The following is a 26,920-nucleotide window of genomic DNA, read 5'->3' on the forward strand; positions in this document are numbered from 1 at the left end:
TCGCACACCATCCTAGTTACGTACACCGTACGTAGTGCGCTATGGTCGACCCATGACTTCTACGTACGCTGTACTTAGTGAAGGCCTGGAGAAGCGATTCGGCGAGGTCCACGCCCTGCGCGGACTCGATCTGGCCGTCGCGCAGGGCACCGTCTGCGGCCTCCTCGGCCCGAACGGCGCGGGCAAGACCACGGCCGTTCGGCTGCTGACCACGCTGCTGCGCCCGGACGCCGGCTCGGCCCGGGTCGCCGGGCACGACCTGCTGCGGGACCCGGCGGCCGTGCGCCGCGGCATCGGCGTCACCGGCCAGTACGCCTCGGTCGACGGCGACCTCACCGGACGCGAGAACCTCCGGCTGTTCGCCCGGCTGCACCGGGTGCGCGGGCCGGCCGAGCGGGCCGGTGAGCTCCTGGACCGCTTCGGGCTGACCGAGGCGGCCGACCGTCCGGCGTCCACGTACTCAGGCGGGATGCGGCGCCGCCTGGACCTCGCGGCGAGCCTCGTCCGGCGCCCCGAGGTGCTGTTCCTGGACGAGCCGACGACCGGCCTGGACCCGGCCAGCCGCAACCGGATCTGGGACGCCGTGCGGGAGCTCACCGCCGACGGCACCACCGTGCTGCTGACCACGCAGTACCTGGAGGAGGCCGACCAACTCGCCGACGACATCGCCCTGATGGACCGGGGCCGGGTCGCGCACACGGGTTCGCCCGCCCAGTTCAAGTCGTTGATCGGCGCGCATGTCGAGGTCGTCGTGACCGACCCGGACGAGATGGTGAAGGCGGCGGCCGTACTGGACCAACTCACCGGTGCGGAGCCTTCGTTCGACCACGAGCGGCGCGCCGTCGTCGCGGTCACCCGGGACGCCACCCTCACGCTCCCCCGTCTGGTGCGCGAACTCGACGCGGCGGGCGTGCCGTTGCTCGACGCGAGCCTCAAACCCCCGACTCTCGATGACGTGTTCCTGCGGCTCACGCAGGACGCCCAGGAAACCCAGGACTTCCAGGGCTCCCTGGACTCCCAGGAAGAGGAGCGTGCGGCATGAGCACCCTGGCGTACGACGGCGGCGCGATGCTGGGCCGTCAGCTGCGGCGGATCCGGAACAACCCGGGGCTGCTGATCCTGACGCAGACCATGCCGATCACCATGCTGCTGTTCTTCGGCTACGTCTTCGGCAGCGCGCTGGCGATGCCCGGCGCCGAGTACCGGTCCTTCCTGGTGCCCGGTCTGCTGGTGGCGACCGCGGCCAACGGGCTGATGACCGGCATGTTCCAGGCCGCCGGGGACGTCCACCGGGGCGTGACGGACCGCTTCCGCACGCTGCCGGTCAGCCGGGCCGCGGTGCCGCTGGGGCAGGCGGCCGCGGATCTTATCGTGACTGCGGCCGGGACCGTGCCGTTCCTGCTGGTCGGGCTCGCGGTGGGGTGGCGGATGGAGGGGTCGGCGCTCGAAGCCGTGGGCGCGGTGGGGCTGTTGCTGCTTTTCCGGTTCGCGACGTCGTGGGCCGGGATATTCCTGGGGCTGCTGACCCGCAACGAGGAGGTCGCCGGTCAGCTGGGCGGGGCGACGTTCATCCTGCCGCTGCTGTCCAACGCCTACATCCCGACGGAGGGTCTGCCGGGCTGGCTGCGCACGCTCGCCGAGTGGAATCCGATCAGCGCGGTCACCATGGCCCTGCGGGACCTCTTCGGCACCGCGTCCGTACCGGACGGCGCGGCCTGGCCGGTCGCGCATCCCGTCGCCGGGTCGCTGGCGTGGTGCGCGGTGCTGCTCGCGGTGTTCGTACCGCTCGCCGTACGACGGTACGCGCGCGGCGAGTGACGGTCACCGCGTGACGAAGGCCCGTCAACTCCCTTGCGTGACCGATCTCGTGACACATCTGTTACGCAAGGGACGCGGGCCGATGAGCGGGGGGCGGGGTGGGGGATGGGTCCGCGCCCGGAGAGCCCTTCGTGGCGCCGCTGTCTGCCGTGGGGATGACGGACGGGGACAGCTTGGTACGGCGCCGGTACGGGGTGTTCTGCCGGGCGCGGGCCTTCGAGGTCGTCGAGGGTCGCCGGGATACGGGTCAGCGGCCGCCGAAGAGCGAACGGCGGAGTCGTCGCAGCGGCGCGAAGAGCGAGACGCGGCGAACCCGCGCGCCCTGGTCGCTGCGCTGCTTGGTGTCACGACTGGTCAGCTCACGCATCAGCGAGGTCGCCTCGGCCGCTTCTCCCTGCGGCACGGCGGGGCCCGCCAGCACCGAGAGATGGCGGTCGAGACGCGAACTGGTCGCGCTGCTCCCGCAGGTGATCGCAGGGACCCTCGCCCTGCTGCGCACTGTTATCTGATCCATGTCACTCCCCACCCGTACGAGTCCACCCGGACCGGGCAGGTTAACCCTATCGCCCCGGTGGGGCACGCGTGTATCGCGGTCACAGGATTCACCTTCCCCATAAGGGTGTTGACGACTCGCCGTTGATTACTCTCCGAATCCAACCGATTTCAGGGCGAGTTGGACAACTGGCTGGCTGGTGGGTTGCGGTGAACCCCCGTCCGGCTCGACGGTCACAGCGAGTGACGTCGTTTTCTTGTCGAGACCGGATGCGATCAGGGGCGTGTCGCCGTCGAAGAGGCCCAGGGAGCGCGGTTGCACATCGGGGCGCATCTGCCAGAGCTGGTGCACTCGGCCGCTCGGCAACTCGCCGTATCCGCTGAGAGTGACGATCGCCCGCCCCTCCGATGCGGAGGCGACCACTCCGATCGTCCGCCCCCGCGCGTCCTCGCCGGCGGTGGCCCGGGCGTCGGGCGCCGCCAGAACGTTAGCGATCTCACTTGCCCGGGCCTGCTGCGCGTCCAGCTGCTCCTGCGTCCTGTTCGCCTGGACGGCGAAGAGGGAGGCGACGACGAGGGCCGCTGCGGCCGTCACCGTGGCGAACGGCACGAGCAAGGGGCGCGTCCTGGGCGCACGGGTGCGCGGCGGCGGCTGGGTGCCCCACACGTGCGGCGGCAGCTGAGTGGCACGCGCGTGGGCCGGCTCGCGTCCGACGGACTCCTGCGGAGTCGTGCGTACGGCGGCCAGGACCCGGTCGCGCATCGCGGCCGGCGGCCGGGCGGCCGTGGACCAGGCGAGCCGGACGGCATCCTCGGACAGGGTCCGCACCTCGGCGGCGCAGCTGTCGCAGGACTTCAGATGCTTCTCGAAGCGGAGCCGCTCGGCGGGCTCCAGGGCGTCGAGGGCGTAGGGCGCGGCGAGGGAGTGCAGGTCCTCGCGGCGCAGCAGGCGACCGACGAGACTCATGCGACACCTCCCAGGCACTTGCGCAGCTGGGTGAGTCCGTCGCGCATCCGGGTCTTGACCGTGCCCAGCGGCAGCGAGAGCCGCTCGGCGACCTCACGGTAGGTGTAGCCGTCGTAGTAGGCGAGGGTCACGGACTGGCGTTGCAGCGCGGTGAGCCGGTCCAGGCAACGGCGCACCCACTCACGCTCCAGTCCGGCCTCGACCTCCTCGGCGACGTGGTCGAAGGCCGGGTGGTTCGCGCGCAGGGCCTCGCGCTGCTCGCGTTCGCCGGCCGCGCGGGCGCTGCGGACACGGTCGACGGCGCGGCGGTGGGCGAGGGTGAGGACCCAGGACAGGGCGCTGCCCCGGCGCGGGTCGAACTTCGCCGCGGACCGCCACAGTTCGAGCAGCACTTCCTGGGCCACCTCCTCGGACTGGGCGGGGTCGCGCAGCACACGCCGGACGAGCCCGTACACCGGCCCGGACACCAGCCCGTACAGCTCCTCGAACGCCTTCTGATCACCGCCCGCCACGAGGACCAGCAGCTCGTCGGCCTCCAACTCGTCTCCCCCTCCAGCCAGACCGCAGCGCGGCCGTCTCGTCCCGCGAGGCATTCGCAACGGACCCACCTCCGGATGGGGTTACGGATGAGCGGGCCGAAAACGCGGGTCCCCCCTCGATGAGACAACTTTTCAGTTCCGCCGTAAGAACGCTTGGGATTCGACCAATCCACCCTGGCGACGGCTCCGAATCGGGTGCGTCAGGCAAGTTGGGACTGAGGACGGACGGCATGACACCTAATTCCAGGAGCGGTGCGGGACGCAGGGGCCTAGCGACCCTCGTATGTGGTGCGCTGGCCGCCGGGGGGCTCGCAGCCGCCGGCGTGACCGCGCTGGAACCGGGGGCGGCCTCCGCCTCCAGTCACCGGGAGGCCCCGCTGATCTCGGGGACGCCGCAGTACGACAACACGGACGTGTACGCGTTCGTCAGTCCGGACAAGCCGGACACGACGACGATCATCGGCAACTGGATCCCGTTCGAGGAGCCGGCCGGTGGACCGAACTTCTTCACGTTCGCCGAGGACGCGCAGTACGACATCCACATCGACAACAACGGTGACGCGCAGGGCGAGCTGCTCTACCGCTTCACCTTCGACACACACGTCAGGAACAAGAAGACGTTCCTGTACAACACCGGTCCCGTCGAGAGCCTCGACGACAAGGACCTCAACATCACGCAGACGTACGACATCGAGCTGCTGAAGCTGAAGGACCAGCACCTGGTGTCGAAGACGAAGGTCGCCAACGACGTGCCGGTGGCCCCGTCGAACGTCGGCAAGGCGTCGATGCCGGACTACGCCAAGCTGCGCGAGCAGGCCGTGCACAAGCTCGCGGGCGACGCGACGTCGTTCGCCGGACAGGCCGACGACCCGTTCTTCCTGGACCTGCGGGTCTTCGACCTCCTCTACGGCGGGAACCTCTCCGAGGTCGGCAACGACACGCTCAAGGGCTACAACGTCAACTCCATCGCCCTCCAGGTCCCGACGCACATGATCACCGAGTCGGCGGACCAGCCGGTCGTCGGTATCTGGTCGACGACCCAGCGCAAGAACGCCCAGGGCCACTTCGAGCAGGTGTCGCGGCTCGGCAGCCCCCTGGTCAACGAGGTCGTCAACCCCCTCAAGGACAAGGACAAGTTCAACGCGTCCGCGCCCTGGGAGGACGCCCAGTTCCTGAAGAACGTCACCAACCCCGAGCTGCCGAAGCTCATCGAGGCGATCTACAAGATCCCGGCGCCCGACGAGCCGCGCAACGACCTGGTCGACGTCTTCCTCAAGGGCGTCAAGGGCCTCAACCAGCCGCCGCACGTGACCCCGTCGGAGATGCTGCGCCTGAACACCTCGATCGAGCCGACCGCCGAACCCAAGCGGCTCGGTGTCCTCGACGGCGACAACGCGGGCTTCCCCAACGGCCGCCGCCTCACCGACGACGTGATCGACGCCTCCCTCCAGGTCGTCGAGGGCGAACTGCTCGGCGCCAAGAACGACCTGGGCGACGCCGTCGACAAGAACGACAAGGACTTCGAGAAGGCCTTCCCGTACGTCGCCCTGCCCACCGAGGGCTCCCGCGGCCCGCTCGCCAAGGGCACGGACGGCGAGACGGACGTCCGCAGCCAGCTCAGCGACGCCCTTCAGCCGGCCGGCGCGAGTGCCTCCGGCATGGACGACACGACCCTGATCGCCGGCTCGGCGGGCGCCGGCGCCCTCGGCATCCTGCTGATCGGCGGGGCCCTGATGTGGTGGCGCCGGATGCGGGAGCGGGCGTACTAGGCGCTCCGCGGGGGTGGCGCGATATGCCGTCGAGCGTCCGCAGGACCGTCGTGGCTGGTCGCGCCCACCCGGCGAAGCCGCATATCGACACCGCCCCGCGCCCCTGAGAAGACTGGCGCGGCCCGCGAAGTACTCATCCCCCACGGCGCGGGCCGCGCCGCTGGAATGCCGATCGAGGAGAGGGCATGGCCCCGCGGACGAACGACAGCGAACCGGAGAATTCCCAGCCCGTCCGGCGTTTGAGGACGAGGCCCGAAGGGCCGATGGGGGTGCAGGGGGCGAAGGCCCTTGGCGGGGTCGAAGGGGCTCAGCCCCTTCAGGATGGGACGGGTAGGGGCGGCGGGGGCGAGAAGGGCCGCGAGCAGCGCATCGCCGCCGTCCGCCGAGTCGCCGCCGCAGCGCGCCGCAGCCGAGCCCTCCACCTCACCGGCTGCGCCACCCTCCTCGCCGTAGCCCTCACCACCGGCTCCATAGCCCTCGGCGCGGCACGCGACGACAACAACGCGAGCGTCGCCCCGGCCTCCGCCGCCGTCTCCCCCGCCCTCCTCGCGACCGGCGACCTGGAAACCGGCATCACCTCCCTCCAGGCCCACCTCCGCGACCAGCCAAGGGACTTCACCGGCTGGGCCACCCTCGGCCTCGCCTACGTGGAGCAGGCCCGCACCAAGGGCGACCCCTCCCGCTACCCCCAGGCCGCCCGGGCCTTCGACCGGTCCCTGGCACTGAACCCCGCCAACGACCAGGCCCTCGCAGGCCGCGCCGCCCTGGCCGCCGCCCGGCACGACTTCGAGGACGCCCTCGAGTACGCCGACCAGGCCCTGAAGGTGAACCCCTACAGCGAACGCGCCCTGTGTACCCGCACCGACGCCCTCGTCGAACTGGGCCGCTACGCCGACGCGGCGAAGGCCGCGAGGACGGCCGACGACCGCCGCCCGGGCATCCCGGTGTTCACCCGGTACGCGTACGTACAGGAGCTGCGCGGCGATGTACGGACGGCCGAGCGGGTACTGAAGCAGGCCCTTTCCTCCGCCACCACCCCCGGCGACATCACCTACGTGGCCACCCAGCTCGGCCAACTCGCCTGGAACCAGGGCGACTACGACACGGCCCTCACCCACTACTCCCGCGCCCTGGCCGCCGACGAGAACTATGTCCCCGCCCTGGAGGGCCGCGCCCGGGCCCAGGCGGCGAACGGCGACCGGGCCGCCGCGACGCAGGGCCTGCGGGACGTCGTCTCCCGCTACCCCCTCCCCGGCCCCCTCGTCGAACTCGGCGAGCTGTACGAGGCGGCCGGCGACAAGGCGCAGGCCGACGACCAGTACGCCCTGGTCGACGCCTGGACGGCCCTCGCCCGCGCCAACGGCGTCAACGCCGACCTCGACACCGCCCTCGCGGCCGCCGACCACGGCGACAAGGCCTCCGCGCTGCGCGCCGCCCGCGCCGAGTGGGACCGCCGGCGGACCGTGCACACCGCGGACGCCCTCGCCTGGGCGCTGCACGTCAACGGCAAGGACGAGGAAGCCCTCCCCTACGCCCGCGAGGCCACGGCCACCGGCTACCGCAACGCCGCGTTCCTCTACCACCGCGGGATCATCGAGCGCGCCACCGGCCACGCCGAGGACGCCCGCGAGCACCTGCGGGCCGCGCTGAAGCTGAACCCCGGCTTCTCCCCGCTGGGCGCCCGCCAAGCCCGTACGGCACTCAAGGACCTGGAGGCGGCCAAGTGACCCCGCGTCGGCTGTTCGCCTCCGCCGCGGCCGTCCTCACGGCGGCCGGCGCGCTCGCCCTGTTCCCCGCCGGCTCCGCGAGCGCGCACCCCCTCGGCAACTTCACCGTCAACCGCTACGACGGCCTCGTCGCCGCCCCCGGCGAACTACGCGTCCACCATGTGGAGGACCTCGCCGAGATCCCGGCGACCCAGGCCAGGCCCGCCATCGAGAAGGCGGGCATGACGGAGTGGGCCCGGCAGCGGTGCGCGGACGCCGCGCGGGGCAGCGAGGTCACCGTGGACGGCCGTACGGTCGAGCTGACGCCGACCAGCAGCCACGCGCGCGTGCGGCCCGGTCAGGCGGGGCTCGACACCCTCCGCGTGGAGTGCCGGCTGACGGCGCCGCTCCCGGAGGACACCACGATCGCCCTCGGCTTCCGTGGCACGGGCGCGGAGTCCGGCCCCGGCTGGCGGGAGGTCACGGCGCGCGGGGACCGTATGACCCTCGCCGCCTCGGACGTACCCAAGGAGTCGATCTCCCGCGAACTGACCGAGTATCCGGAGGAGTTGCTGTCCTCCCCGGCCGACACCAAGAGCGCGTCGCTGCGCGTGCGCCCGGGCGGCCCCGCCCTCGCCGAGGCGGAACAGGAGACCCCCGCCTCCTCCGTCCTGCCGCGCGGCGCCGACCGCTGGACACGGGCCCTGGACGGCCTGGTGTCCCGCCAGGACCTCACCGTCGGCTTCGCCGCCCTCGCCCTGGTCCTCGCGATCTTCCTCGGCGCGATGCACGCGCTCGCCCCCGGCCACGGCAAGACGCTGATGGCCGCGGTGGCGGCGGCCCGCGGCGGCCGGGCCCGTATGAAGGACGTCCTGCCCCTGGCGGCCTCGGTGACCGTCACCCACACCCTGGGCGTGGTCGCCCTCGGCCTCCTGGTGACGGCCGGCTCGGCCGCCGCGCCCTCGGTGATCACCTGGCTGGGCGTCGCGAGCGGCGCCCTGGTGATCGCGGCGGGCGCGACGCTCGTGCGACGGGCATGGCACACCAGGAAGCACGGACACGGGCATGGACATGGCCACGGACATGGGCACCCGCACGCGCATGACCACCCGCACGGCCATGACCACCCGCACGAGCACGGCCACCCCCACGACGACGAGACCGAACACACCCACGAGCGCCAACCGGTCCTGGTCGCCGCCCACGCCCACTCCGCGGCGGAGTCCCCCGCCTCCGCACCGACCCACGCCCACCACCACGCACACGAGCACGACCACAGCCACACCCCCGCTCCCGCCCACACCCACACCCACGGCCCCCTCACCCACACCCACAACGGCTTCACCCACACCCACTCCACCGCCCCCACCCTCCGCGGCACGATCCTGCTCGGCTTCGCCGGTGGCCTCGTGCCCAGTCCCTCCGCGGTCGTCGTGCTCGTCGGCGCGGCGGCGCTCGGGAAGGCGTGGTTCGGACTGCTGCTCGTCGTGGCGTACGGCGTCGGACTGGCGCTCACCCTCACCGCGGCCGGGTTCGCCGTCGTGCGGCTGGGTAGCGGAGTGACGAGGGTGCTGGACCGGCAGCCCCGCTGGATGGCCCACCCCCTCACGGTCTTCGTCCGCAGGACCGCACCACTGGGATCCGCGGTGCTCGTCGTACTGATCGGGGCCGGATTGGTTCTCCAGGGGGCGGCATCCGCACTCGGCTGAGCTACTTTTGTGGAGAATGCGCACGGATGCGAATGGGGGACGCCCGTGTCCGAAGAATCTGGCAGTGAACGTCTGATCGCCGGCCGCTACCGCCTGCTGTCCCCGCTCGGCGAGGGCGGCATGGGCACCGTGTGGCGGGCCCGCGACGAGCTGCTGCACCGCGAGGTCGCGGTCAAGGAGGTGCGCGCGCCGCACGGGCTGCCGGGCGCGGAGGTCGAGCGGATGTACGCCCGGCTGGAGCGCGAGGCGTGGGCGGCGGCGCGGGTCGCCAACCGCAATGTCGTCACGGTGTACGACGTGGCCACGCAGGACGGCCGGCCCTGGATCGTGATGGAGCTGGTCCGCGGGATCTCGTTGGCGGAGCAGCTGGACGCCGAGGGCCCGCTGAGTCCGCAGCGGGTCGCGCACATCGGTGCCGAGGTGCTGGCCGCGCTGCGGGCGGCGCACGAGGCCGGGGTGCTGCACCGGGACGTGAAGCCGGCCAACGTGCTGCTGTCGAACGACGGCCGGGTCGTGCTGACCGACTTCGGTATCGCGATGGTCGAGGGCAGCTCCGCGCTGACGATGACCGGCGAGGTCATCGGTTCCCCGGAGTTCCTGGCCCCGGAGCGGGCGCTGGGGCGCACGCCCGGTCCGGAGTCCGACCTGTGGTCGCTGGGTGTGCTCCTGTACGCGGCCGTGGAGGGCAACTCGCCGTTCCGCCAGAACACCCCGCTGAGCACGCTGCGGGCGATCGTCGACGAGGAGCTGCCGCCGCCCCGGCGGGCCGGTCCGCTGGCCCCCGTGATCGAGGGGCTGTTGCGCAAGGACCCGGCCGAGCGGCTGCCGGCCGACCGGGCCGAGCAGGACCTGCGGATCGTCGGGGCGGGAGGGACCCCGCGCGCGGACGCCGTGGGGGCGAGTCCGTACAGCCCGACCGTGGCGGCGTTTTCGTCGCCCCCGGACACGGCGGCGACGGCTCCCGTCCCGCCGCCGGGACCGACCAGGCCCACCTCGGCGGCCGTTCCCGGCCGGGACACGGCTCCCGTCCGTCCCGACCGCGACCGCCGCGCCCGCTACGTCCTGATCGCGGGTGTCACCGCCCTCGCGCTGGCCGTGGGAGGGCTGACGTACGCCCTGCTCGACCGCGGGGGCGGCGACGGCGGCAAGGAGGGCGGCGAGGGGACCAACGCGCAGACGGGCGGCGGGGTCTCGCCGACCGGGAGCGACACCGGGGACGAGAACGCGGCCGGCGGGGGTCAGGACCCGACGCCGAGCGCGAGCAGCAGCCGTACGACCACTCCCCCGCCGCAGTCCGTGCGGGTGACGCTGGCGGGGGCGAACACCGCGTACTCCGGGGCCTGTCCGCCGCCCAGCGGGGAGGCGCCGTCCTTCACGGCGACGTTCACGGTGGGGCGGCTGCCGGCCCGGGTGAGCTATCGCTGGGTGTCGGCGGACGGTGACGTCATGGACCAGGGCTGGAAGACGCTGTCGTTCCCGGAAGGCGGCGGACGGACCAAGCAGGACCGGGCATTCGTGACGACGTACGACGACAGCGGGACCTTCGAGAACGAGATCAGTGTCGAGGTCCGCGACCCGGTGGAGACGAAGTCGAACTCGGTGCCGTTCTCGGTGACCTGTGAGACGGAGACCCCGACGGGCGGGGTCTCGCCTACGCCTACCGGGTCCCCGAGTTCGTAGCGGAGCCGGGGTTCCTCAGGCCGCGCTGTCGAGCACCGGCAGATATCCACCCGACTGGCCCGCGGCCGTCGGGTGGTACGACTCCGGGATGTTGAGCCAGTTCACGGAGTGCATCCACGCGCTGCCGGAGCACAGTTCGTGCCCGGTGAAGGCGGGTCGTACGTCGGCGAAGGTGAAGCCGTGGTCCAGGGCGCGCTTCTCGATCGCGGCGTCGATGTGGTCGGCGGCATCGTTGAGGGCCCTGCGCTTGGTCTCGGAGAGGCCGATGCAGCCCGACGCGCCCAGCTTGTAGAAGCGGGGGTAGCCGAGGACGACCACATGGGCGGACGGGGCCTTGGCGCGGATGGCCGTGTAGACGCTGTCGAGCCTGCCGGGGAGCGTCGAGTCGACGAACGCCTTCGCGGTGTTGATGCGGCCCACGCAGGCGCTGTCGCCCTGGAGCACACAGGTCGTCATGATGTCGGCGAATCCCGCGTCGTTGCCGCCGATCGAGAGGGACACCAGTGCGGTGGCGGGGCTGAGCGGGCCGAGCTGACTGGCGGTGACATCACCCGTTTGAGCGCCCGAGCAAGCCGTGAAGTCGAAGGACGAGGGTGAGTTCGCGGCGGCCCAGAGGTACGGGTACGCCTTCGTGCTGCGCTTGCAGTCGCCACTGGCGCTGATGTAGCTGCCCGCGCCGAGGCCGGAGGAGTAGGAGTCGCCGAGGGCCACATAGCCGCCGATCGCGGCGGTGTCGGCGGCCTGCGCGGTGGCCGCCCCGGTGAGGGCGGTACCGACGGCGAGGAGGAGTGAGGCGACGTATACGGAAAGTCGGGAACGTCTCATGGAACCTCCCTATAGCAGGATCTCTGCCATAACCGTCGTACCAACTACGCGTGTTGACGGGAAGTGTCCATGCCAAGACTTTTCCCCTCATCCCGCCGCCCATCCTGTGGGTTCGCCATGAATTCGATTTCGTGTCCATGACAGGATTGTTGACAGATCGTCAACTCCCTTGTCCGTCACCCCGGGAGCACAGATCCTTTACCTCGGCCCGAGAACGGGAACGCGACGTTCCAGGTCGTGTGTGCGACCCCACGCACACACCCCCACATGTGCGCGCACCACCCCTGCGCGCCGCCTGGAGGAGGACTCCCTCGTCATGGCACAACTGCGTAGCAACACATTCCGGTTCGCCGCGATAACCAGCCTGGCGACCGCCGCCCTCGTCGGCGGACTCACGTCCCTGCCCGCCCAGGCCGCCCCGGCCGAGGGCAAGGTCCTGGCCGCCGGATCCCCCACGGCGATCAAGGACAGCTACATCGTCACGCTCAAGAAGACCACGGGCCTCAAGGCCGCCTCCAGCGCGGGCAAAGGCCTGATCAAGGAGTACGGCGGGGCGGTGGACAAGACGTTCGGCGCCGCGCTGAACGGCTACTCCGCCACCCTCTCGGCGACCGAGGCCAAGAGACTCGCCGCCGACCCGTCGGTGGCGTCCGTCGAGCAGAACCAGAGGGTCCACCTGGCCGACACCACCCAGTCCAGCGCCCCCTGGGGCCTGGACCGCATCGACCAGGCCGCGCTTCCGCTTTCCGGCACCTACACCTACCCGGACAGCGCGGGCAGCGGGGTGACGGCGTATGTCATCGACACCGGTGTGCGCATCACGCACCAGCAGATCAGCGGCCGTGCCTCCTACGGCTACGACGCCGTCGACGGCGACACCACCGCCTCCGACGGCAACGGCCACGGCACCCACGTGGCCACCACCATCGCCGGCACCACGTACGGCGTGGCCAAGAAGGCGAAGATCGTCGCGGTCCGGGTGCTCGACAACGCCGGCTCCGGCACCACGGCGGGCGTGATCGCGGGCATCGACTGGGTGACCGCGAACCACTCCGGTCCCTCGGTCGCCAACATGTCACTCGGCGGCGGCGCCTCCACCTCGCTCGACACGGCCGTGCGCAACTCCATCGCCAGCGGCGTGACCTACGCGATCGCGGCCGGCAACAGCAGCGCCAACGCCTCCTCGTACTCCCCCGCCCGGGTGACCCAGGCCATCACCGTCGGCGCCACCACCAGCTCCGACGCCCGGGCGAGCTACTCCAACTACGGCTCGGTCCTGGACATCTTCGCCCCCGGCTCCTCGATCACGGCGGGCTGGTACACCAGCGACACCGCGACCAACACCATCTCCGGTACGTCGATGGCGACCCCGCACGTCGCGGGCGCGGCCGCCGTCTACCTGGCGAGCCACACCTCGGCCACCCCGGCCGCCGTCGCCTCGGCCCTGACGAGCGGCGCCACCGCGAACGTGGTCACCAGCCCCGGCAGCGGTTCGCCCAACCGGCTCCTGAAGCTCGTTCCGTAGTCCGGCACCGCACGAGGTGAACCCCACTGTTCCCCGGAGACGCCCGCCGTCTCCGGGGAACACCCTGTTCCGGGGGGACGTCTTGACGGCCCCCACGGAGCTGAGCCACATTGAAGCCCGGCATCCGGCGCTTCGGGGGGCAAAGTCGCCAATGCAGACCATAGGTAACAAGACAGCTGCGTCCGAGGACGCCGAGCGTGCGCGGCCGGGTCCGGGGAGGGACCTGAAGCCGTTGCTCGCGGGCGCCGCGACGGCTGTGGGGGGACTCGGCGCGGTGCTCGCGCTGGTCGACTCGGGCTCGCCGATGCGCGGCCCGTGCACGCTGTTCTTCCTGCTCGCGATGCCGGCCGGGGCGATCGCCGCCGCGCTGCGCGGGCTGGATCCCTTCGGCCGGACCGTGGCCGCCGTGGCGGGCGCGGTCGTCGTCGACATGCTGGTGGCCCAGGGCATGCTGGCCGTGCACCGGTGGTCGGAGCTCGGCGGGATCGCGGCCGTGACCGCGATCAGCGCCCTCATTCTCCTGCTGGTTGTGGTGCGGCGGCTGCGCGGCCGTACGTCGAGAAGGCGAACTGACTGACGTGGACATCAGCGTGTACCGCCCCGGCGAGCTGAGCTCCGCCGACCGGGCGGCCTGGACCTCTTTGCAGTCCAAGGCCCATCTCCAGGGTTCGCCCGAGCTGGGCAACCCGTTCCTCTCGCCCGAGTTCACGCTCGCCATCGGCCGATGCCGGCGCGGGGTGCGGATCGCGGTCGTCCGGGAGCGCGGCGAGCCGGCCGCGTTCTTCCCGTTCCAGCGCACGGCGGCCGGTGTCGGCCGGGCCATCGGTCTCGGCGTCTCGGACGCCCAGGGCGTCGTGCACCGGCCCGGGTTCACCTGGGACGCGCGAGAGCTGCTGAAGGCGTGCGGGCTCGCCGTCTGGGAGTTCGACCACCTGGTCGAGGGCCAGGCGGCGTTCCGGACGGAGGTCTCCGGCCGGTTCGCGTCCCCGGTCATGGACGTCGACCAGGGATACGAGGCGTATCTCGGCCAACTGCGGGAGCGGTCACCGAAGTTCACGCGGACGACGCTGGCGAAGGAGCGCAAGCTGGGCCGGGACCACGAGGGCGTGCGGTATGTGCACGACGAGCGTGATCCGGCGGCCCTGCACACGCTGATGGCGTGGAAGTCCGCGCAGTACCGCAGGACTGGCCGCAGCGACCGGTTCGCACAGGAGTGGATCACGCGGCTGGTGGAGCAGCTGTTCCACACCCGCTCGGAGCCGTTCGCGGGGATCCTGTCGGTACTTTACGCGGGCGACCGACCGGTCGCCGGGCACTTCGGGCTGCGCGGCGAGCGGGTACTGGCCTGCTGGTTCCCGGCCTACGACCCGGCGTTCTCGAAGTACTCGCCGGGTCTGGTGCTGCACCTGCGGATGGCCGAGGCGGCCGCCGCCGACGGCATCGCCTACCTGGATCTCGGCCGGGGCCAGAAGGAGTACAAGGACTCCCTGAAGACACGTGAGCTGACGGTGTCGGAGGGGTGGGTGACCCGGCGTCACCCGGTCGCGTTCGGACACCGGGCACGGCGTGCCCCGGTCCGGGCGCTGCGCAACACCGTGCAGGCACGGCCGGAGCTGTTCGAACCGGCGGACCGCCTCCTCAAGAGCATGGGGAAGATCCGTTCGGGACGTCGGTGACGGCCGGTGCAAGACGGCCGGTTACGGCCAAACCAACAAAAACGTGAGAGCTCGTTCCAGCTCTTGCCATACAGGCTCAATCATCAATACCGTCGTACATCTCACTCGCATCGGACTGTCAAACGCGGCTCTAGGGGAGGGCTCAAGACCGCGACAGGCCCGGCGCGGGGCGCGGTAGGGGGGTGCTCGGTGACGGTGTCCGCACTTGTGACCGAGTCGTGCCGCGCGACCGGCCGCCGATTACCGGTGGCCGGCCAGACATGCCAGCTCACCACGCGTGCACGGAGATCCATCCGGCCGTGCCGTACGTGAGAAACCCCCCTTTCGAACCGGACACAACACCGGGCCGCCCAGGGGCGGGCGGTCCACCGGACGAGAGGGACCAGACTCATGAGCTCTGTGCTGCGCCCGGCGGTCGCGGACCAAGGTCCGTCCACAGTCGGCAAGTATCGGCCCGTCTCCTCGCACCTGGCCATCGCGCCACCGGTGAGCGTGGTGATCCCGGCCATGAACGAGGCGGAGAACCTTCCGTACGTCTTCAAGACACTTCCGGACTGGATACACGAAGTGGTCCTGGTGGACGGCAACTCCACCGACGACACCGTCGAGGTCGCCCGTGAGCTGTGGCCGGACGTCAAGGTCGTGCGACAGCGCGGGAAGGGCAAGGGGGATGCCCTGACCACCGGGTTCGCGGCGGCCACCGGCGACATCATCGTGATGGTCGACGCGGACGGCTCGGCCGACGGCAACGAGATCCTTTCGTACGTCTCCGCCCTGGTCTCGGGCGCGGACTTCGCCAAGGGGTCCCGCTTCGCCAACGGCGGCGGCACCGACGACATGACCTTCATCCGCAAGCTCGGCAACTGGGCGCTGTGCACGGCCGTCAACCGCAAGTTCGGCGCCCGCTACACCGATCTCTGCTACGGGTACAACGCGTTCTGGCGGCACTGCCTGGACAAGATCGAGCTCGACTGCACCGGCTTCGAGGTGGAGACCCTGATGAACATCCGGGTCGTCAAGGCGGGGCTGAAGGTGCAGGAGATCCCGAGCCACGAGTACCTCCGCATCCACGGCACGAGCAATCTGCGGGCCGTGCGGGACGGGCTGCGGGTGCTCAAGGTGATCCTGCGGGAGCGCTCCAACCGGCGTGCCCTGCGCAGCCGGAGCCACCACTCCCCGATGCTCGACTCGGTGCGGGGAGAGGTGTCTTGAGCGGTCCCGACATCTCCGTCGTGATCTGCGTGTACACCGAGGACCGCTGGGAGGACATCCTCGCGGCGGTCTCCTCGGTGCGGGCGCAGGCCTATCCGGCCCTGGAGACGCTGCTGGTCGTCGACCACAACGAGGCGCTCCTGGACCGGCTGACCAAGGAGTACAAGGAGTCCGGGGACGGCGGGGGCGAGGTGCGGGTGCTGGCCAACGCGGGGCCCCGTGGGCTGTCCGCCGGCCGCAACACCGGTATCGCCGCCTCCTACGGCGAGGTGATCGCCTTCCTCGACGACGACGCCGTGGCCGAGCGGGACTGGCTGCGGCACTTCGCCGCCGGATACGCCGACCCGAACGTCATGGCCGTCGGCGGGCGTACCGAGCCGGTCTGGGCGTCGGGGAGGCGGCCGGCCTGGTTCCCGGAGGAGTTCGACTGGGTGGTGGGCTGCACCTACCGGGGCCTGCCGCGCGGCCGGGTGAAGGTGCGCAACGTCCTTGGCGGCAACGCCTCCTTCCGGCGTACGGCGTTCGACTTCGCGGGCGGCTTCGCCACCGGCATCGGGCGCGACGGCGACCGGCTGCCGCTGGGCGGCGAGGAGACGGAGCTGTGCATCCGGCTCACCCGGGCCCGGCCCGACGCCGTGCTGCTGATCGACGACCGTTCGGTGATCCACCACCGGGTGCCCGGACCGCGCGAGCGCTTCCGGTACTTCCGCACGCGGACCTACGCCGAGGGTCTGTCGAAGGCGCTGGTGGCCCGAAGTGTGGGCACGGACAAGGGACTTGAGTCCGAGCGCCGGTACACCACCCGGGTGCTGCCGGCCGGGGTGGCGCGCGGGCTGCGGGACGCCGTGCTGGCCCGGCCGGGCGGCGCGGGGCGCGCGGGCGCGATCGTCGCGGGGGTGCTGACGGCCGCCGGTGGGTACGTCGTGGGGAGTGTCCGAGCGCGCCGGGGCGGGGTCACGTACTCGGTGGTGGGCGTCGAAGGGGAAGCCGGCGTCGAGGGGGAGGCCGGTATCGAGGGGGGCAGCAGATGACCGACGGGCGCGTACCGATCCTCATGTACCACGCCGTCTCCACCTCGCCGAACGACGCCACCCGCGAGCTGTCGGTGGCGCCGGAGGCGTTCGCGGAACAGATGGCGCTGATCGGCGACCTGGGCCTCACACCCGTCAGGACCGCCGATCTCGCGGCGCGCTGGCGCTCGGGCAAGCCGCTGCCGGAGCGGCCGGTGCTGATCACCTTCGACGACGGCTACGAGGGCGTGCACCGGCACGCCCTGCCCGTGCTGGCCAAGCACGGCTTCCCGGCGACACTGTTCGTCTCCACGGGCTGGCTGCGTGGCCCGCACGACACCGGGGGCGGCCTGGACGCCATGCTCGACTGGGACCAGGTGCGCGAACTCGCCGGGGCGGACGTCGAGATCGGCGGCCACAGCCACACGCATCCCCAGCTCGACCAGCTCCCGGACGACAGGCTGCGCTCCGAGCTGATCCTGTGCAAGGAGATCATCAGCGATGAACTCGGCACCGTCCCGGCGTCGTTCGCCTACCCGTACGGCTACTCCAGCCGCCGGGTGCGCGAGGCGGTGCACGAGACGGGGTACGCCCAGGCGCTCGCCGTCAACAACGGCCTCGCGCGGCGCCGGCAGGGGCCGTACGCCCTCACCCGGCTGACCGTGCGCCGCACCACCGGCATCGAGGAGTTCGGGCGGATGGTCGAGGGCCGTGCCATCGCCCGCGCCTTCGCCAGGGACCGTGCCCTCACCAAGGGGTACGCCGTGGTCCGCAGAGCACGACAGGTCCGCCGGAAGGCCATTCGTTCCCGTGTCTGACACGACGACCACGACCGAGCCCGCATCGACCGACGCCACGGCGCCCGAGCAGTCGGGGCGCCGCCTTCGCCTGCCCGGACTGGGCGGGTCCTCCGGGGGCAGTCAGCTGTTCCGCAACGCCTACGCCCTGATGATCAACACGGGAATCTCCGCCGTGCTGGGGCTCGGTTTCTGGCTGGCCGCCGCCCGCTACTACTCCGAGTCAGCGGTCGGTCAGGGGTCCGCCGCCATCGCCGCGATGAAGTTCCTCGCGGGTCTGACGGCGGTGACGCTGACCGGAGCGCTGGCCCGGTTCATCCCGGTCGCGGGCCGTAGGAGCGGCCGTCTGATCTTCCGGACGTACGCGGGCAGTTGCGTCGTGGTGGCGCTGGCGGCCGGCGTCTTCCTGCTGACGCTGGACCTGTGGGGGCCGTCGTACCGGTTCCTGAACGGGCCGGTCAACGGGCTCTTCTTCGTCGTCGCCGTCATCGCCTGGAATCTGCTCACCCTTCAGGACGGCGTGCTGACGGGACTGCGCAGCGCGGTGTGGGTGCCGGTCGGCAACACCGTGTTCTCGGCGGTGAAGCTGGGTCTGCTGGTGGCCTTCGCGGTGGCGATCCCCACCGCCGGGGTCTTCGTGTCGTGGGTCGCGGCCATCGCGGTGTCGGTGCTGCCGCTGGGCTGGCTGGTGTTCCGGCGGCTGGTGCCACGTCATGTGGCGGCCACCGAGGAGCACGCCCGGCCACCGTCGCTGCGGGAGATCGGCCGGTTCCTGGCGGGCGACTACACCGGCTCGCTGTTCTCCCTGGCCGTGGTCTATCTGATCCCGGTGATCGTGGCCGCGCGGGTCTCCGCCGAGGACAACGCGTATTTCTACATCACGGCCACGATCGGCGGCACGGTCAATCTGCTCGCCATCAACATGGGCGCCTCCCTCACGGTCGAGAGCTCGCACGACCCCAGGCGGCTGGCCGCCAACACCCGGGCGGCGCTGCGCCGCATGGCGCGGATCATGGTGCCGGTCGCCGCGGTCCTGTTCTTCGGGGCGCCCTGGATCCTGGGCGTCTTCGGCCAGGGCTACGCGGACGCGGCGACCCCGCTGCTGCGCTGGTTCGCGGTCGGCGCGCTGCTGCGGGTCGTCATGGAGACGTACTTCGCGGTGCTGCGCGCGCAGAGCCGCACCGCCGGACTGGCCTGGCTGCAGGGCCTGCTGTGCGCGTCGGTGCTGGGTCTGACGCTGGTGCTGCTCCCCCGTATGGGCCTGACCGGCGCCGGCGTCGCCGAGATCGTCTCGCTGTCCGTGATCGTCGCCGTCGCGGCTCCCAAGCTGTACCGGATCGTGCGGGCGTCCTCGGCCGAGGTCCCCGAGGACGCGGCGCCCGACGGTGACCTCGCCGACCTGGGGGCGCGCGAGGTGCCCGAGGGGGCGCGCGGGCGGGGGCCCGGGTGGGCGCTCGACACCGACACCCTCGCGCTCGGCATCCACGTCGACTTCGACCATCTCGAACGCCGGCCCGACGTCCGCCCGGGGCCGGGCACGCCGCCCACGGGCACCCCGCCGGTCCGCCCGGACCACCGGCCGACCTGGGCCCGCAAGCCGGAGGTCGGACTGCCGGTCGAGGAGCGCGAGCCCGGTTCGGAGGCCTCGATGGGGCCGGCCGAGGTGGACGCGCCGTTCGAGACGGACTTCGACGCGGGCAAGGTCGGCGAGGCGCCCGTGCCGGAGGAACGCGAGGAGGCTGTCGTACGGGAGGAGGCCGTCGTACGGCAGGAGAGTGCCGTACGGGAAGAGCCGCCCATGCCCGAAGAGCCCGTACGGCAGCCCGACGCGCCGCCGCCGACCTGGCGGGAGCGGCTGCTGCCGACCCGTCTCGGGGTCGTCCTCGGCTGTCTGCTGATCGCCGCGCTGCTGCTGTACTGGGTGCCCGCGCTGCGGCTCGGCGAGGCCGATCTGGACGGGATGGGCGGGCTCGGGCTGATCTCCGTGCTGCCGCTGCCGACGCTGGTCGGGGCGGCGCTGCTGGCGGTGGTGTTCGCCTCGCTGCTCTGGCTGGGCCGGGAACACCGGGCGCTGCTGCTGGTCACCCTGCTGGCGACGGTGGTGTCGCTGCACGCCCTGCCCGCGCTGATCGAGGTCGAGCCGCGGTTCGCCACGGCCTGGCAGCACCTCGGCTTCCTCGACTACATCGACCGCACCGGGTCGGCCGTGCCCGACCTGGACGCGCGCTGGAGCTGGCCGGGGTTCTTCGCGGTGGCCGCGTTCGTCGCGCAGGCGTGCGGGGTCGGCGATCTCACCGAGGTCATCCGCTGGTGGCCGCTGGCCATGCAACTGCTGTACCTGGTGCCGATGTTCCTGCTGGTGCGCTCGATGCGGGCGAGCTGGCGGGCCAAGTGGACCGGTATCTGGGTGTTCGTGCTCAGCGGCTGGGTGGGCCAGGACTACTTCTCGCCGCAGGGCTTCACCTACCTGCTGTACCTCGTCTTCGCCGCGATCCTGTTGGTCTGGTTCCGGGCGCCGCACGTGATCTGGGCGAAGCGGCGACCGGGCGAGGTCGAGGTGGAGCCGGCGAACCGGCCGCAGCAGGCCGTGCTGCTGGCGGTCGTCATCGGGCTGTTCGCGGCGAGTGTCCCGGCCCACCAGCTCACGCCGTTCGTGATGCTGGGCGTGCTGACCGGGCTCGTGCTGATCGGCAAGTCCGAACTGCGCGGCCTGCCGATCCTGTTCGGCGTCATGGTGACCGTCTGGATCGGCTTCATGGCCGAGCCGTACTGGTCCGGGCACTTCGACGAACTCTTCGGCGGGGTCGGCGGCGTCGGCAGCAACGTGTCCTCGTCCGTCTCGGGCCGGATCGAGGGCGGCAGCTCCACCCACAAGCTCGTGCTGTACGTGCGCGTGCTCCTGGCCGGCGGTGTGATGGCCTTCGCCTGCTGGGGCTGGTGGCGCCGGCGCTTCCACCACTACCGGGAGCGCTCGCTGCTCGTCCTCACCTTCGTGCCGTTCCTGGGCTTCGGCATGCAGTCGTACGGCGGTGAGATGGCGCTGCGCGTCTTCATGTTCGCCCTGCCCGGCGCGGCGCTGCTCACCGGTCTGGCCTTCTTCCCGCGCACCGGCGTCACCGCGAAGGAGCGCGACAAGGACCGGGTGAGCCTCGCCCCGCTGGCCGCGCTGATGGCGGGCCTGGTGCTGATGGGCGGCTTCCTGGTGGCCCGGTGGGGCAACGAGCCGTTCGAGCGGATCCGGCCCGGCGAGGTCGCCGCCATGGACTTCGTGTACGCCCATGACGATCCGACCGTGCGGCTGCTGTGGCTGAGCGACGACCCGGTCAACGTGGTGACGCCGTCGATGCCGTGGGGCGCGAAGGACATGGAGAAGGTGGAGTACCTGCCGACGCTGGCGCCCGCCGACCCGGTGCTGGTGTCGGGCCTGGTCAAGTCGTTGAAGGACGCGGGCCCGAACTCGTATCTGATGATCAACCGGGGGCAGGTCACCTATCTCCGGATGGACGTGGGCTATTCGGCGACCTGGGAGTCGCGGCTGCTTCGGCACCTGGACGAGCGGCAGGAGCTGAGGAAGGTCTTCGCCAACGCCGACGTGACGATGTACGCCCTGCGCGAGCAGCCGGCGGGCGAGGTGGCGAAGGCCGATCCCGGGCCGATCGGGCCGCAGGTGACCTGGACGCCGTGGTCGGTGGTCGGGGGGCTCGCGGCGCTCGCGCTGATCGTGCTGCTGATGGCCCGCGAGATCGCCCGGGTGGCGATGGCGCCCAGCGTGCGGCAGCTGCGCTGGTTGCAGAGCAGCTTCTGGTTCTCGCTGCCGCTGCTGGCGGTGCTGCTGGCTTCGCTGGTGCAGCGGTTCCTGACGATCAAGTAGCGGTACGGCAGAGGTGCGGTGGCTCAGCGCTTGAGCCACCGCACCTCGTACGCCTGGAGCTCGACCTTGTCGCCGTCGATCGTCGCGCTGGTCTGCCGGTCCAGGGTGTTCACCACCAGGATCGCCCTGTCCGTGGCCAGGACGCGGACGTCGGCCTTGTCGCCGTCGGCGACGGACACCGACTTGTGCTCCGTTCCCGGCCGGAACTCCTCGCCGAACCGGGCGAGCAGGTCGTACATCGGCAGCTTCTGGCCGCCGCTCGCGGTGTCGGTCGGCGTCCACAGGCAGCCGGCGCACTCGGTGCCCTTCTCCTCCTCCGGGTTCCAGTAGAAGGCGGAGGAGGCGCCGCCCCTGGCCAACGCGATCATTCCGGCGGCCTGGACGGCGACCCGGCGGGCCTCGGACCAGCCCTTGCGGTCGTCGTTGCCGTCGGCGGGCTCCACGTAGTACTCGGCCCACCACAGCGGCAGATCGCCGGTCTGCTTCCGCACCCACCGGCTGACGTCCGTGAACTTGTCGGTGGCCGTGAACTCGTCGGGCAGCAGCTCGTCGTCCCGGGTGTAGCTGGAGCCGTCCACGACGACGAAGTCGGCGCCGGTCCGGTGCCGGTTCCAGTACGCGAAGGCGTCGATCGTGCGCTGGTCCATGGCGCCCCAGGAGCCCTTCAGCTCCGTCGAGGCCTCCTGCGCGCGCGGGTCGACGCTGTCCATCACGAGGTACGGCCCGCCGACCATGATCTCGGGGTTGACCTTCTTCAGCGCCTTGTAGACCAGGTTGTAGAGCCGGGTGTAGCCCTCGAAGTCCCAGCGGGCCTCGGCGTCGTTCCAGAAGCCCTTGAACTCGTTCCACACGATGAAGTGGCGTACGTCCGGATAGCGCTTGGCGACGGTCACGGCGAGGGCGGCGAAGTCGTCGAAGTGCTCGGGCTCGGGTGCCGTCTCCAGGGCGTCCTGGCTCCAGTCGGTGTCGTCGACGCCGGCCTCGCCGCCCTTCATCCAGTCGGGGGCGCAGCACAGGGTGACGACCGGGGTGCTGCCGGAGGCGCGGACGAAGTCGATCCGGCGGTCCATCGCCTCGAAGTCGTAGCGCCCCTCGACCGGTTCGGGGTTGTCGGCGCCCCAGCCCATGATGTGCTGGATCTGCGGCAGCCCTCCGGCGTCCGCGAGCCGTCCCTCGACGCGCTTCACGGCCGCGGCGGCGCCCTCGTCGGCGCTGTACTGGGTGTGGGTGAACCCCCAGCCGACCTCGGGGTTCGTGGCGTCCGGCGTGGCCGTCGGGCTGCCGTGCACCTTGTCGCCGTCGCGGGTGGTGCCCTCGGTGCTCGCGCCGTTCCCGGGAAGCGTGTTGAGCAGGGTCACCACCAGGGCCAGCGCGGCAACGCCCACACCGAGCAGCGCGGTGAGCCGCCACCGCCGTGCCCCCGAATTCCACCCATGACGTCCCATCAAGGACAACGGTAACGGGGGTGACGGCCCCTCGGGCGGGTTTCGTCACTCTGGACCGCCCGCGGTACATGCCGGGGAAACCGGGTGCACCGGGCCGCCGTGTGCCGGATCATGGCCGCATGTCTGCGAACCCACACGACGCTCTGCCGATCCGGCTCAACGTCGACGACAGCGACTCGCCGTCCGACGTCGTCGACGCGCTGTTCCTCGGCCGCTTCGCGACGGGCGAGCAGCCGTACTCGCACGCGGCGAACATCGACCGCGTACGGTCCGGTGCGACGCTGCTGCCGCCGGGCGCCCGTGTGCTGCGCGCCGCCCGCGACGACGACCGCAGCGCGACGCTGGCGGAGGGCGACGGCTGGACCCTGCTGATCTCCCGCTGGAACCGCGGCGCGGACGTCACCGTGACCGCGACCAGCGAGGAACTGGCGGCGCGGGTGCTGGGCGAGGCGACGGACGGCGCGGCGGACGAGCCCGAGCCGCAGCCGGAGAACGTGACCATGGGCTTCTGGTACGTCTCCCCCAGGCGCGGCCCGCACCGCACGACCCGGCAGATCTCGGCGGGCACCTGGGACGAGGTGCGGGCCAACTACACCGCGCCGGTGGCGGACGCTATGGACCGGCTGATGAAGACGACCCCGGAGGACATCGCGGGCCGGCTGCTCCTGCTGCACGGCCCGCCGGGCACCGGCAAGACGTCGGCGCTGCGGACGCTGGCCCGGTCCTGGCGGGACTGGTGCCAGGTGGACTGCGTCCTGGACCCGGAGCGGCTGTTCAGCGACGTCGGCTATCTGATGGACATCGCGATCGGCGAGGACGACTCGACGGGCAAGGGCCGCTGGCGGCTGCTGCTCCTGGAGGACTGCGACGAGCTGATCCGCGGCGAGGCGAAGCACACGGCGGGGCAGGCGCTGTCGCGGCTGCTGAACCTGACCGACGGTCTGCTGGGCCAGGGCCGCAACGTGCTGGTCGGCGTCACCACCAACGAGGACCTGGAGCGCCTGCACCCCGCCGTCGTCCGGCCCGGGCGCTGTCTGGCCCGGATCGAGGTGGGCGCGCTGACGCGCCGGGAGGCGACGAACTGGCTGGGCACGGAGGAGGGCATCGGCCGCGAGGGCGCCACGCTGGCGGAGCTGTACGCGCTACGGCGCGGCACGTCGCCGACGTCGCTGCCGGACCCGCGGGACGGGGCGGACGCGGGGCTGTACCTGTAGTGCTTTGATGGAGGGTATGACCCTGTTCGTCGGCACCTCGGGGTGGCAGTACCGGGACTGGAAGGGCGTCCTGTACCCGGCCGACGTACCCATGCGGCTGTGGCTCGAGGAGTACACGGAGCACTTCGCCACGGTCGAGATCAACAACGCCTTCTACCGCCTGCCGACGCGGGAGAACTTCGAGGCGTGGCGGGACCGGGTGCCACGGGACTTCGTGGTCGCGGTGAAGGCGAGCCGGTATCTCACCCACATCAAGCGCCTGAAGGATCCCGAGGAGCCGGTGCACCGTCTGATGTCCCACGCGGCGGGCCTGGGTGACCGCCTGGGGCCCGTGCTCCTCCAGCTCCCGCCGACCCTGCGCGCCGACCCCGGTCTCCTGGACGCGTGTCTGGCCTGCTTCCCGTCCGGCACGCGGGTCGCGGTCGAGCCCCGCCACGAGTCCTGGTGGACGGCCCGCACCCGTGAGGTTCTGGAGTCCCGGCAGGCCGCCCTGTGCTGGGCCGACGTCCAGGCCCGCCCGGTGACACCCCTGTGGCGTACCACGGACTGGGGCTACGTCCGCTTCCACGAGGGCCGCGCCCACCCCTGGCCCGGCTACGGCCGGCGTTCCCTGGAGACCTGGGTCGACCGCGTCGCGACCACCTGGTCCGATACCGAGGACATGTACGCGTACTTCAACAACGACCCCGGCGGGGCGGCGGTGCGGGACGCGGTGGTGTTCGGGAGGGCGGCGGCCCGGGCAGGGCTCGCCGTCACCCGCACGCCGGAACTCGCCGGGCGCTCGAAGGCCGGGCGCTGACTACTCCCCGTAGGCCGCCCGCAGGGCGTCCCGTACGGCGGCGAGCGCGTCCGCCTCCGTCAGCCCGAGCCGCCGGGCACGCTCGACGTACGCCGCCGCGGCCGACGCGAGCTCCCGTTCCGCGGCCGATCCGGCGGCCGCCACGAACGTGCCGTTGCGGCCCCGCGTCTCGATCACCCCGTCGCTCTCCAGCGCCCGGTAGGCCTTGGCGACGGTGTTGGCCGCCAGCCCCAGCGACTCGGCCAGCCCCCGCACGGTCGGCAGCCGGTAGCCCACCGGCAGCACCCCCGACCGCGCCTGCTCGGAGATCTGCGCCCGCACCTGCTCGTAGGGCGCGGCACTGTCATCGATGTGGATCTTCAAGGTCACAGGGCGATTGTCCCGTACCACCGGAAAATGAGAGGCACCCCGGCGCCTCCGCCTCATAGCGTGCGCGGTGATGACTATTACCGTGCGCCCGCTCCGCCCCGACGTGCGAGCCGATGCCGAGGGCTTCTCCCACGTCCGCCACCTCGCCCTCCCGTGCTACCTGGTCACCCCGGAATCCGTCTCCTACGACGTCACCCACATGCACCCCGACGCCCGCTACCAGCCGCTTCTCGCCGAGGAGAACGGCGAGGTGATCGGCACGGCGCAGGTCGGGCTGGTCCATGAGAGCCCGGAGCCCGGACAGGGCTACGTCAACGTGTACGTGCATCCGGAGCGCACGGGCCGGGGCGCCGGCTCGATGCTGGTCCGGGCCGCCGAGCGGCATCTGGCCGCCGTGGGCGCGACCAGGCTGTTCGCCTGGGTCCTGGACGAGCCCGGCAACCGCGCCTTCGCCGAGGCGCGCGGCTACCGCGAGAGCCGCTCGGCGCACTTCCTCCGCCTGGACCTGGCGAACGGCACACTGCCCCCGCCGCGGAGCCTGCCACCGGGCGTCGAGCTGCGCACGGGCGCCGACTTCGCCGACGATCCGCGTCCGCTGTTCGACCTGGACGCGGAGACGCTGTCCGACGAACCGAGCGACATCACCTACGAGTTCACCGACTACGAGGCCTGGCTCCAGGACACCTGGCAGCACCCGCTCTTCAGCCGCGAGCTGACGTCCGTCGCCGTGGTCGACGGCCGCCCCGCCGCCTTCAGCGCGGCCCGCACGGACGGCGGCACCCGGTACGGCACCGTCATGACCGGTACCGCGCGCGCCTTCCGCGGCCGCGGCCTGGCCAAGCTGGCGAAGAACGACTCCCTGCACCGCGCCCGCGCCGCGGGGTACACGGAGGCCTTCACGGGCAACGACACCGGCAACGGGCCCATGCTCGCGATCAACAAGTGGTTCGGCTATGAGATCTGTGCGACGGAGGTGCGCCATGTCCGTGAACTCGACTGACCAGGGACGTCTGCTGGAGGTCGTCCTGGTCAAGGCCGGGCGTACGAAGATCCGTTACGCGGCCGAGTTGCTCTCCGACGACGGCACCCGGATCGCCGTCCGCGCGCCCTGGGCCGGCACCGGGGTCCGTGACTTCGGCTTCGTCCGCTTCGAGCCGGGCGACGTCTTCACCGAGTACTACTGGCGGGACCGGTGGTACGCGGTGAAGGAGGTCCGCGCCGCCACGGGGGCCCTCAAGGGCTGGTACTGCGACGTCACCCGCCCGGCGACGCTGTCCGGCGCCGAGCTGGTCGTGGAGGACCTCGACCTGGACCTGTGGTGCTCCGCCGACGGCACGGACGTACGCCGCCTGGACGAGGACGAGTTCGCCGAGAGCGGCCTCGGACGGACGGATCCGAAGGCCGCCGAGGCCGCCGTGGCGGCGCTGGACGCCTTGGAGGACCTGGCCCGCGGGGCCGGCCTCGGCGAGCTCCTGGCCTAGCCCGCCCTGGTCCGAC

Annotated in this window: 23 protein-coding genes; 17 read left to right on the top strand and 6 right to left on the bottom strand. The window is 71.7% G+C overall.

Going from position 1 to position 26,920, the window contains the following annotated elements; translation table 11 throughout:
* Positions 1 to 52: 52 nt before the first annotated feature.
* A complete protein-coding gene (locus ACFZBP_RS31955; RefSeq protein ID WP_391418076.1) occupies positions 53 to 1,042 on the top strand; it encodes an ATP-binding cassette domain-containing protein in 990 nt (329 codons plus the stop codon).
* A complete protein-coding gene (locus tag ACFZBP_RS31960) occupies positions 1,039 to 1,818 on the top strand; it encodes an ABC transporter permease (protein ID WP_391418078.1) in 780 nt (259 codons plus the stop codon). The genes ACFZBP_RS31955 and ACFZBP_RS31960 overlap by 4 nt, the downstream gene beginning before the upstream one ends.
* 247 nt (positions 1,819 to 2,065) lie before the next feature.
* Here the strand turns inward: ACFZBP_RS31960 and ACFZBP_RS31965 are convergent, their stop codons facing one another.
* The 3 genes from ACFZBP_RS31965 to ACFZBP_RS31975 all read right to left on the bottom strand — a co-directional run bounded on the left by ACFZBP_RS31965 (position 2,066) and on the right by ACFZBP_RS31975 (position 3,816).
* On the bottom strand, positions 2,066 to 2,332 hold the full coding sequence (locus ACFZBP_RS31965) for a hypothetical protein (protein ID WP_383449949.1): 267 nt from the start codon (positions 2,330 to 2,332) through the stop codon (positions 2,066 to 2,068).
* 126 nt (positions 2,333 to 2,458) lie between these two features.
* A complete protein-coding gene (locus tag ACFZBP_RS31970) occupies positions 2,459 to 3,277 on the bottom strand; it encodes an anti-sigma factor domain-containing protein (RefSeq protein ID WP_391418081.1) in 819 nt (272 codons plus the stop codon).
* Positions 3,274 to 3,816 (bottom strand): sigma-70 family RNA polymerase sigma factor, encoded by a 543-nt coding sequence (locus tag ACFZBP_RS31975; protein WP_030054282.1) that lies wholly within the window; start codon positions 3,814 to 3,816, stop codon positions 3,274 to 3,276. The genes ACFZBP_RS31970 and ACFZBP_RS31975 overlap by 4 nt, the downstream gene beginning before the upstream one ends.
* A 230-nt stretch (positions 3,817 to 4,046) precedes the next feature.
* Between ACFZBP_RS31975 and ACFZBP_RS31980 the strand changes: the two genes are divergently transcribed.
* From ACFZBP_RS31980 to ACFZBP_RS31995, 4 genes are all read left to right on the top strand, one after another.
* Positions 4,047 to 5,585, top strand: coding sequence for a DUF4331 family protein (locus ACFZBP_RS31980; RefSeq protein WP_391418083.1), 1,539 nt, complete (start codon positions 4,047 to 4,049; stop codon positions 5,583 to 5,585).
* A 185-nt stretch (positions 5,586 to 5,770) separates the two neighbouring features.
* Positions 5,771 to 7,312, top strand: coding sequence for a tetratricopeptide repeat protein (locus ACFZBP_RS31985; protein ID WP_391418085.1), 1,542 nt, complete (start codon positions 5,771 to 5,773; stop codon positions 7,310 to 7,312).
* Positions 7,309 to 9,000, top strand: coding sequence for a nickel transporter (locus ACFZBP_RS31990; protein ID WP_391418087.1), 1,692 nt, complete (start codon positions 7,309 to 7,311; stop codon positions 8,998 to 9,000). Before ACFZBP_RS31985 ends, ACFZBP_RS31990 begins: the two co-directional genes overlap by 4 nt.
* A gap of 45 nt (positions 9,001 to 9,045) precedes the next feature.
* Positions 9,046 to 10,680, top strand: a complete 1,635-nt coding sequence (locus tag ACFZBP_RS31995; RefSeq protein WP_391418089.1) for a protein kinase — start codon at positions 9,046 to 9,048, stop codon at positions 10,678 to 10,680.
* Between the two features lie 15 nt (positions 10,681 to 10,695).
* Here the strand turns inward: ACFZBP_RS31995 and ACFZBP_RS32000 are convergent, their stop codons facing one another.
* Complete coding sequence (locus ACFZBP_RS32000; protein ID WP_383449943.1) at positions 10,696 to 11,505, bottom strand: SGNH/GDSL hydrolase family protein; 810 nt, start codon at positions 11,503 to 11,505, stop codon at positions 10,696 to 10,698.
* 316 nt (positions 11,506 to 11,821) lie between these two features.
* Between ACFZBP_RS32000 and ACFZBP_RS32005 the strand changes: the two genes are divergently transcribed.
* The 7 genes from ACFZBP_RS32005 (at position 11,822) to ACFZBP_RS32035 (ending at position 21,596) form a co-directional block, all read left to right on the top strand.
* Positions 11,822 to 13,030: a S8 family peptidase gene (locus ACFZBP_RS32005; RefSeq protein WP_383449942.1), complete on the top strand. Its 1,209-nt coding sequence runs from the start codon at positions 11,822 to 11,824 to the stop codon at positions 13,028 to 13,030.
* Between the two features lie 151 nt (positions 13,031 to 13,181).
* Complete coding sequence (locus tag ACFZBP_RS32010; RefSeq protein ID WP_391418092.1) at positions 13,182 to 13,607, top strand: hypothetical protein; 426 nt, start codon at positions 13,182 to 13,184, stop codon at positions 13,605 to 13,607.
* Position 13,608: 1 nt separating this feature from the next.
* Positions 13,609 to 14,706 carry a GNAT family N-acetyltransferase gene (locus tag ACFZBP_RS32015; protein WP_383449940.1) on the top strand — a complete coding sequence of 366 codons (1,098 nt, stop codon included), beginning with the start codon at positions 13,609 to 13,611 and terminating at the stop codon, positions 14,704 to 14,706.
* 390 nt (positions 14,707 to 15,096) lie between these two features.
* Positions 15,097 to 15,918: a glycosyltransferase family 2 protein gene (locus tag ACFZBP_RS32020; RefSeq protein WP_383449939.1), complete on the top strand. Its 822-nt coding sequence runs from the start codon at positions 15,097 to 15,099 to the stop codon at positions 15,916 to 15,918.
* Positions 15,915 to 16,949 (top strand): glycosyltransferase, encoded by a 1,035-nt coding sequence (locus ACFZBP_RS32025; RefSeq protein ID WP_391418095.1) that lies wholly within the window; start codon positions 15,915 to 15,917, stop codon positions 16,947 to 16,949. The genes ACFZBP_RS32020 and ACFZBP_RS32025 overlap by 4 nt, the downstream gene beginning before the upstream one ends.
* On the top strand, positions 16,946 to 17,746 hold the full coding sequence (locus ACFZBP_RS32030) for a polysaccharide deacetylase family protein (RefSeq protein WP_391418097.1): 801 nt from the start codon (positions 16,946 to 16,948) through the stop codon (positions 17,744 to 17,746). Before ACFZBP_RS32025 ends, ACFZBP_RS32030 begins: the two co-directional genes overlap by 4 nt.
* On the top strand, positions 17,739 to 21,596 hold the full coding sequence (locus ACFZBP_RS32035) for a lipopolysaccharide biosynthesis protein (RefSeq protein ID WP_391418099.1): 3,858 nt from the start codon (positions 17,739 to 17,741) through the stop codon (positions 21,594 to 21,596). Before ACFZBP_RS32030 ends, ACFZBP_RS32035 begins: the two co-directional genes overlap by 8 nt.
* A 23-nt stretch (positions 21,597 to 21,619) precedes the next feature.
* On the opposite strand, the gene ACFZBP_RS32040 is transcribed toward ACFZBP_RS32035, so the two are convergent.
* Entirely contained in the window at positions 21,620 to 23,041 is a 1,422-nt protein-coding gene (locus tag ACFZBP_RS32040; protein WP_383449935.1) for a xylan 1,4-beta-xylosidase, read from the bottom strand.
* 119 nt (positions 23,042 to 23,160) lie between these two features.
* Between ACFZBP_RS32040 and ACFZBP_RS32045 the strand changes: the two genes are divergently transcribed.
* Together ACFZBP_RS32045 and ACFZBP_RS32050 are read left to right on the top strand one after the other, a co-directional pair.
* Positions 23,161 to 24,255, top strand: coding sequence for a DUF5925 domain-containing protein (locus tag ACFZBP_RS32045; RefSeq protein ID WP_391418102.1), 1,095 nt, complete (start codon positions 23,161 to 23,163; stop codon positions 24,253 to 24,255).
* A 16-nt stretch (positions 24,256 to 24,271) separates the two neighbouring features.
* Positions 24,272 to 25,054: a DUF72 domain-containing protein gene (locus ACFZBP_RS32050; protein ID WP_391418104.1), complete on the top strand. Its 783-nt coding sequence runs from the start codon at positions 24,272 to 24,274 to the stop codon at positions 25,052 to 25,054.
* Here the strand turns inward: ACFZBP_RS32050 and ACFZBP_RS32055 are convergent, their stop codons facing one another.
* A complete protein-coding gene (locus ACFZBP_RS32055; RefSeq protein ID WP_383449932.1) occupies positions 25,055 to 25,423 on the bottom strand; it encodes a GntR family transcriptional regulator in 369 nt (122 codons plus the stop codon).
* Between the two features lie 70 nt (positions 25,424 to 25,493).
* On the opposite strand from ACFZBP_RS32055, the gene ACFZBP_RS32060 reads away from it, so the two are divergent.
* Both ACFZBP_RS32060 and ACFZBP_RS32065 read left to right on the top strand, forming a co-directional pair.
* Positions 25,494 to 26,423: a GNAT family N-acetyltransferase gene (locus ACFZBP_RS32060; RefSeq protein WP_391418106.1), complete on the top strand. Its 930-nt coding sequence runs from the start codon at positions 25,494 to 25,496 to the stop codon at positions 26,421 to 26,423.
* Positions 26,404 to 26,904, top strand: a complete 501-nt coding sequence (locus tag ACFZBP_RS32065) for a DUF402 domain-containing protein (protein WP_383449930.1) — start codon at positions 26,404 to 26,406, stop codon at positions 26,902 to 26,904. The genes ACFZBP_RS32060 and ACFZBP_RS32065 overlap by 20 nt, the downstream gene beginning before the upstream one ends.
* Positions 26,905 to 26,920 lie beyond the last annotated feature (16 nt).

This window comes from Streptomyces sp. NPDC008086, assembly GCF_042957325.1.
Lineage (GTDB): Bacteria > Actinomycetota > Actinomycetes > Streptomycetales > Streptomycetaceae > Streptomyces.

Bases quoted from the DNA above. Each gene is read 5' to 3' on its own strand.
- ACFZBP_RS32020 (WP_383449939.1), top strand. From the start codon at position 15,097: ATGAGCTCTGTGCTGCGCCCGGCGGTCGCGGACCAAGGTCCGTCCACA.
- ACFZBP_RS32010 (WP_391418092.1), top strand. From the start codon at position 13,182: ATGCAGACCATAGGTAACAAGACAGCTGCGTCCGAGGACGCCGAGCGT.
- ACFZBP_RS32045 (WP_391418102.1), top strand. From the start codon at position 23,161: ATGTCTGCGAACCCACACGACGCTCTGCCGATCCGGCTCAACGTCGAC.
- ACFZBP_RS31955 (WP_391418076.1), top strand. From the start codon at position 53: ATGACTTCTACGTACGCTGTACTTAGTGAAGGCCTGGAGAAGCGATTC.
- ACFZBP_RS31985 (WP_391418085.1), top strand. From the start codon at position 5,771: ATGGCCCCGCGGACGAACGACAGCGAACCGGAGAATTCCCAGCCCGTC.
- ACFZBP_RS32060 (WP_391418106.1), top strand. From the start codon at position 25,494: ATGACTATTACCGTGCGCCCGCTCCGCCCCGACGTGCGAGCCGATGCC.
- ACFZBP_RS31970 (WP_391418081.1), bottom strand. From the start codon at position 3,277: ATGAGTCTCGTCGGTCGCCTGCTGCGCCGCGAGGACCTGCACTCCCTC.
- ACFZBP_RS32005 (WP_383449942.1), top strand. From the start codon at position 11,822: ATGGCACAACTGCGTAGCAACACATTCCGGTTCGCCGCGATAACCAGC.
- ACFZBP_RS32050 (WP_391418104.1), top strand. From the start codon at position 24,272: ATGACCCTGTTCGTCGGCACCTCGGGGTGGCAGTACCGGGACTGGAAG.
- ACFZBP_RS31980 (WP_391418083.1), top strand. From the start codon at position 4,047: ATGACACCTAATTCCAGGAGCGGTGCGGGACGCAGGGGCCTAGCGACC.
- ACFZBP_RS32040 (WP_383449935.1), bottom strand. From the start codon at position 23,041: ATGGGACGTCATGGGTGGAATTCGGGGGCACGGCGGTGGCGGCTCACC.
- ACFZBP_RS31960 (WP_391418078.1), top strand. From the start codon at position 1,039: ATGAGCACCCTGGCGTACGACGGCGGCGCGATGCTGGGCCGTCAGCTG.
- ACFZBP_RS32000 (WP_383449943.1), bottom strand. From the start codon at position 11,505: ATGAGACGTTCCCGACTTTCCGTATACGTCGCCTCACTCCTCCTCGCC.
- ACFZBP_RS32030 (WP_391418097.1), top strand. From the start codon at position 16,946: ATGACCGACGGGCGCGTACCGATCCTCATGTACCACGCCGTCTCCACC.
- ACFZBP_RS31965 (WP_383449949.1), bottom strand. From the start codon at position 2,332: ATGGATCAGATAACAGTGCGCAGCAGGGCGAGGGTCCCTGCGATCACC.
- ACFZBP_RS32065 (WP_383449930.1), top strand. From the start codon at position 26,404: ATGTCCGTGAACTCGACTGACCAGGGACGTCTGCTGGAGGTCGTCCTG.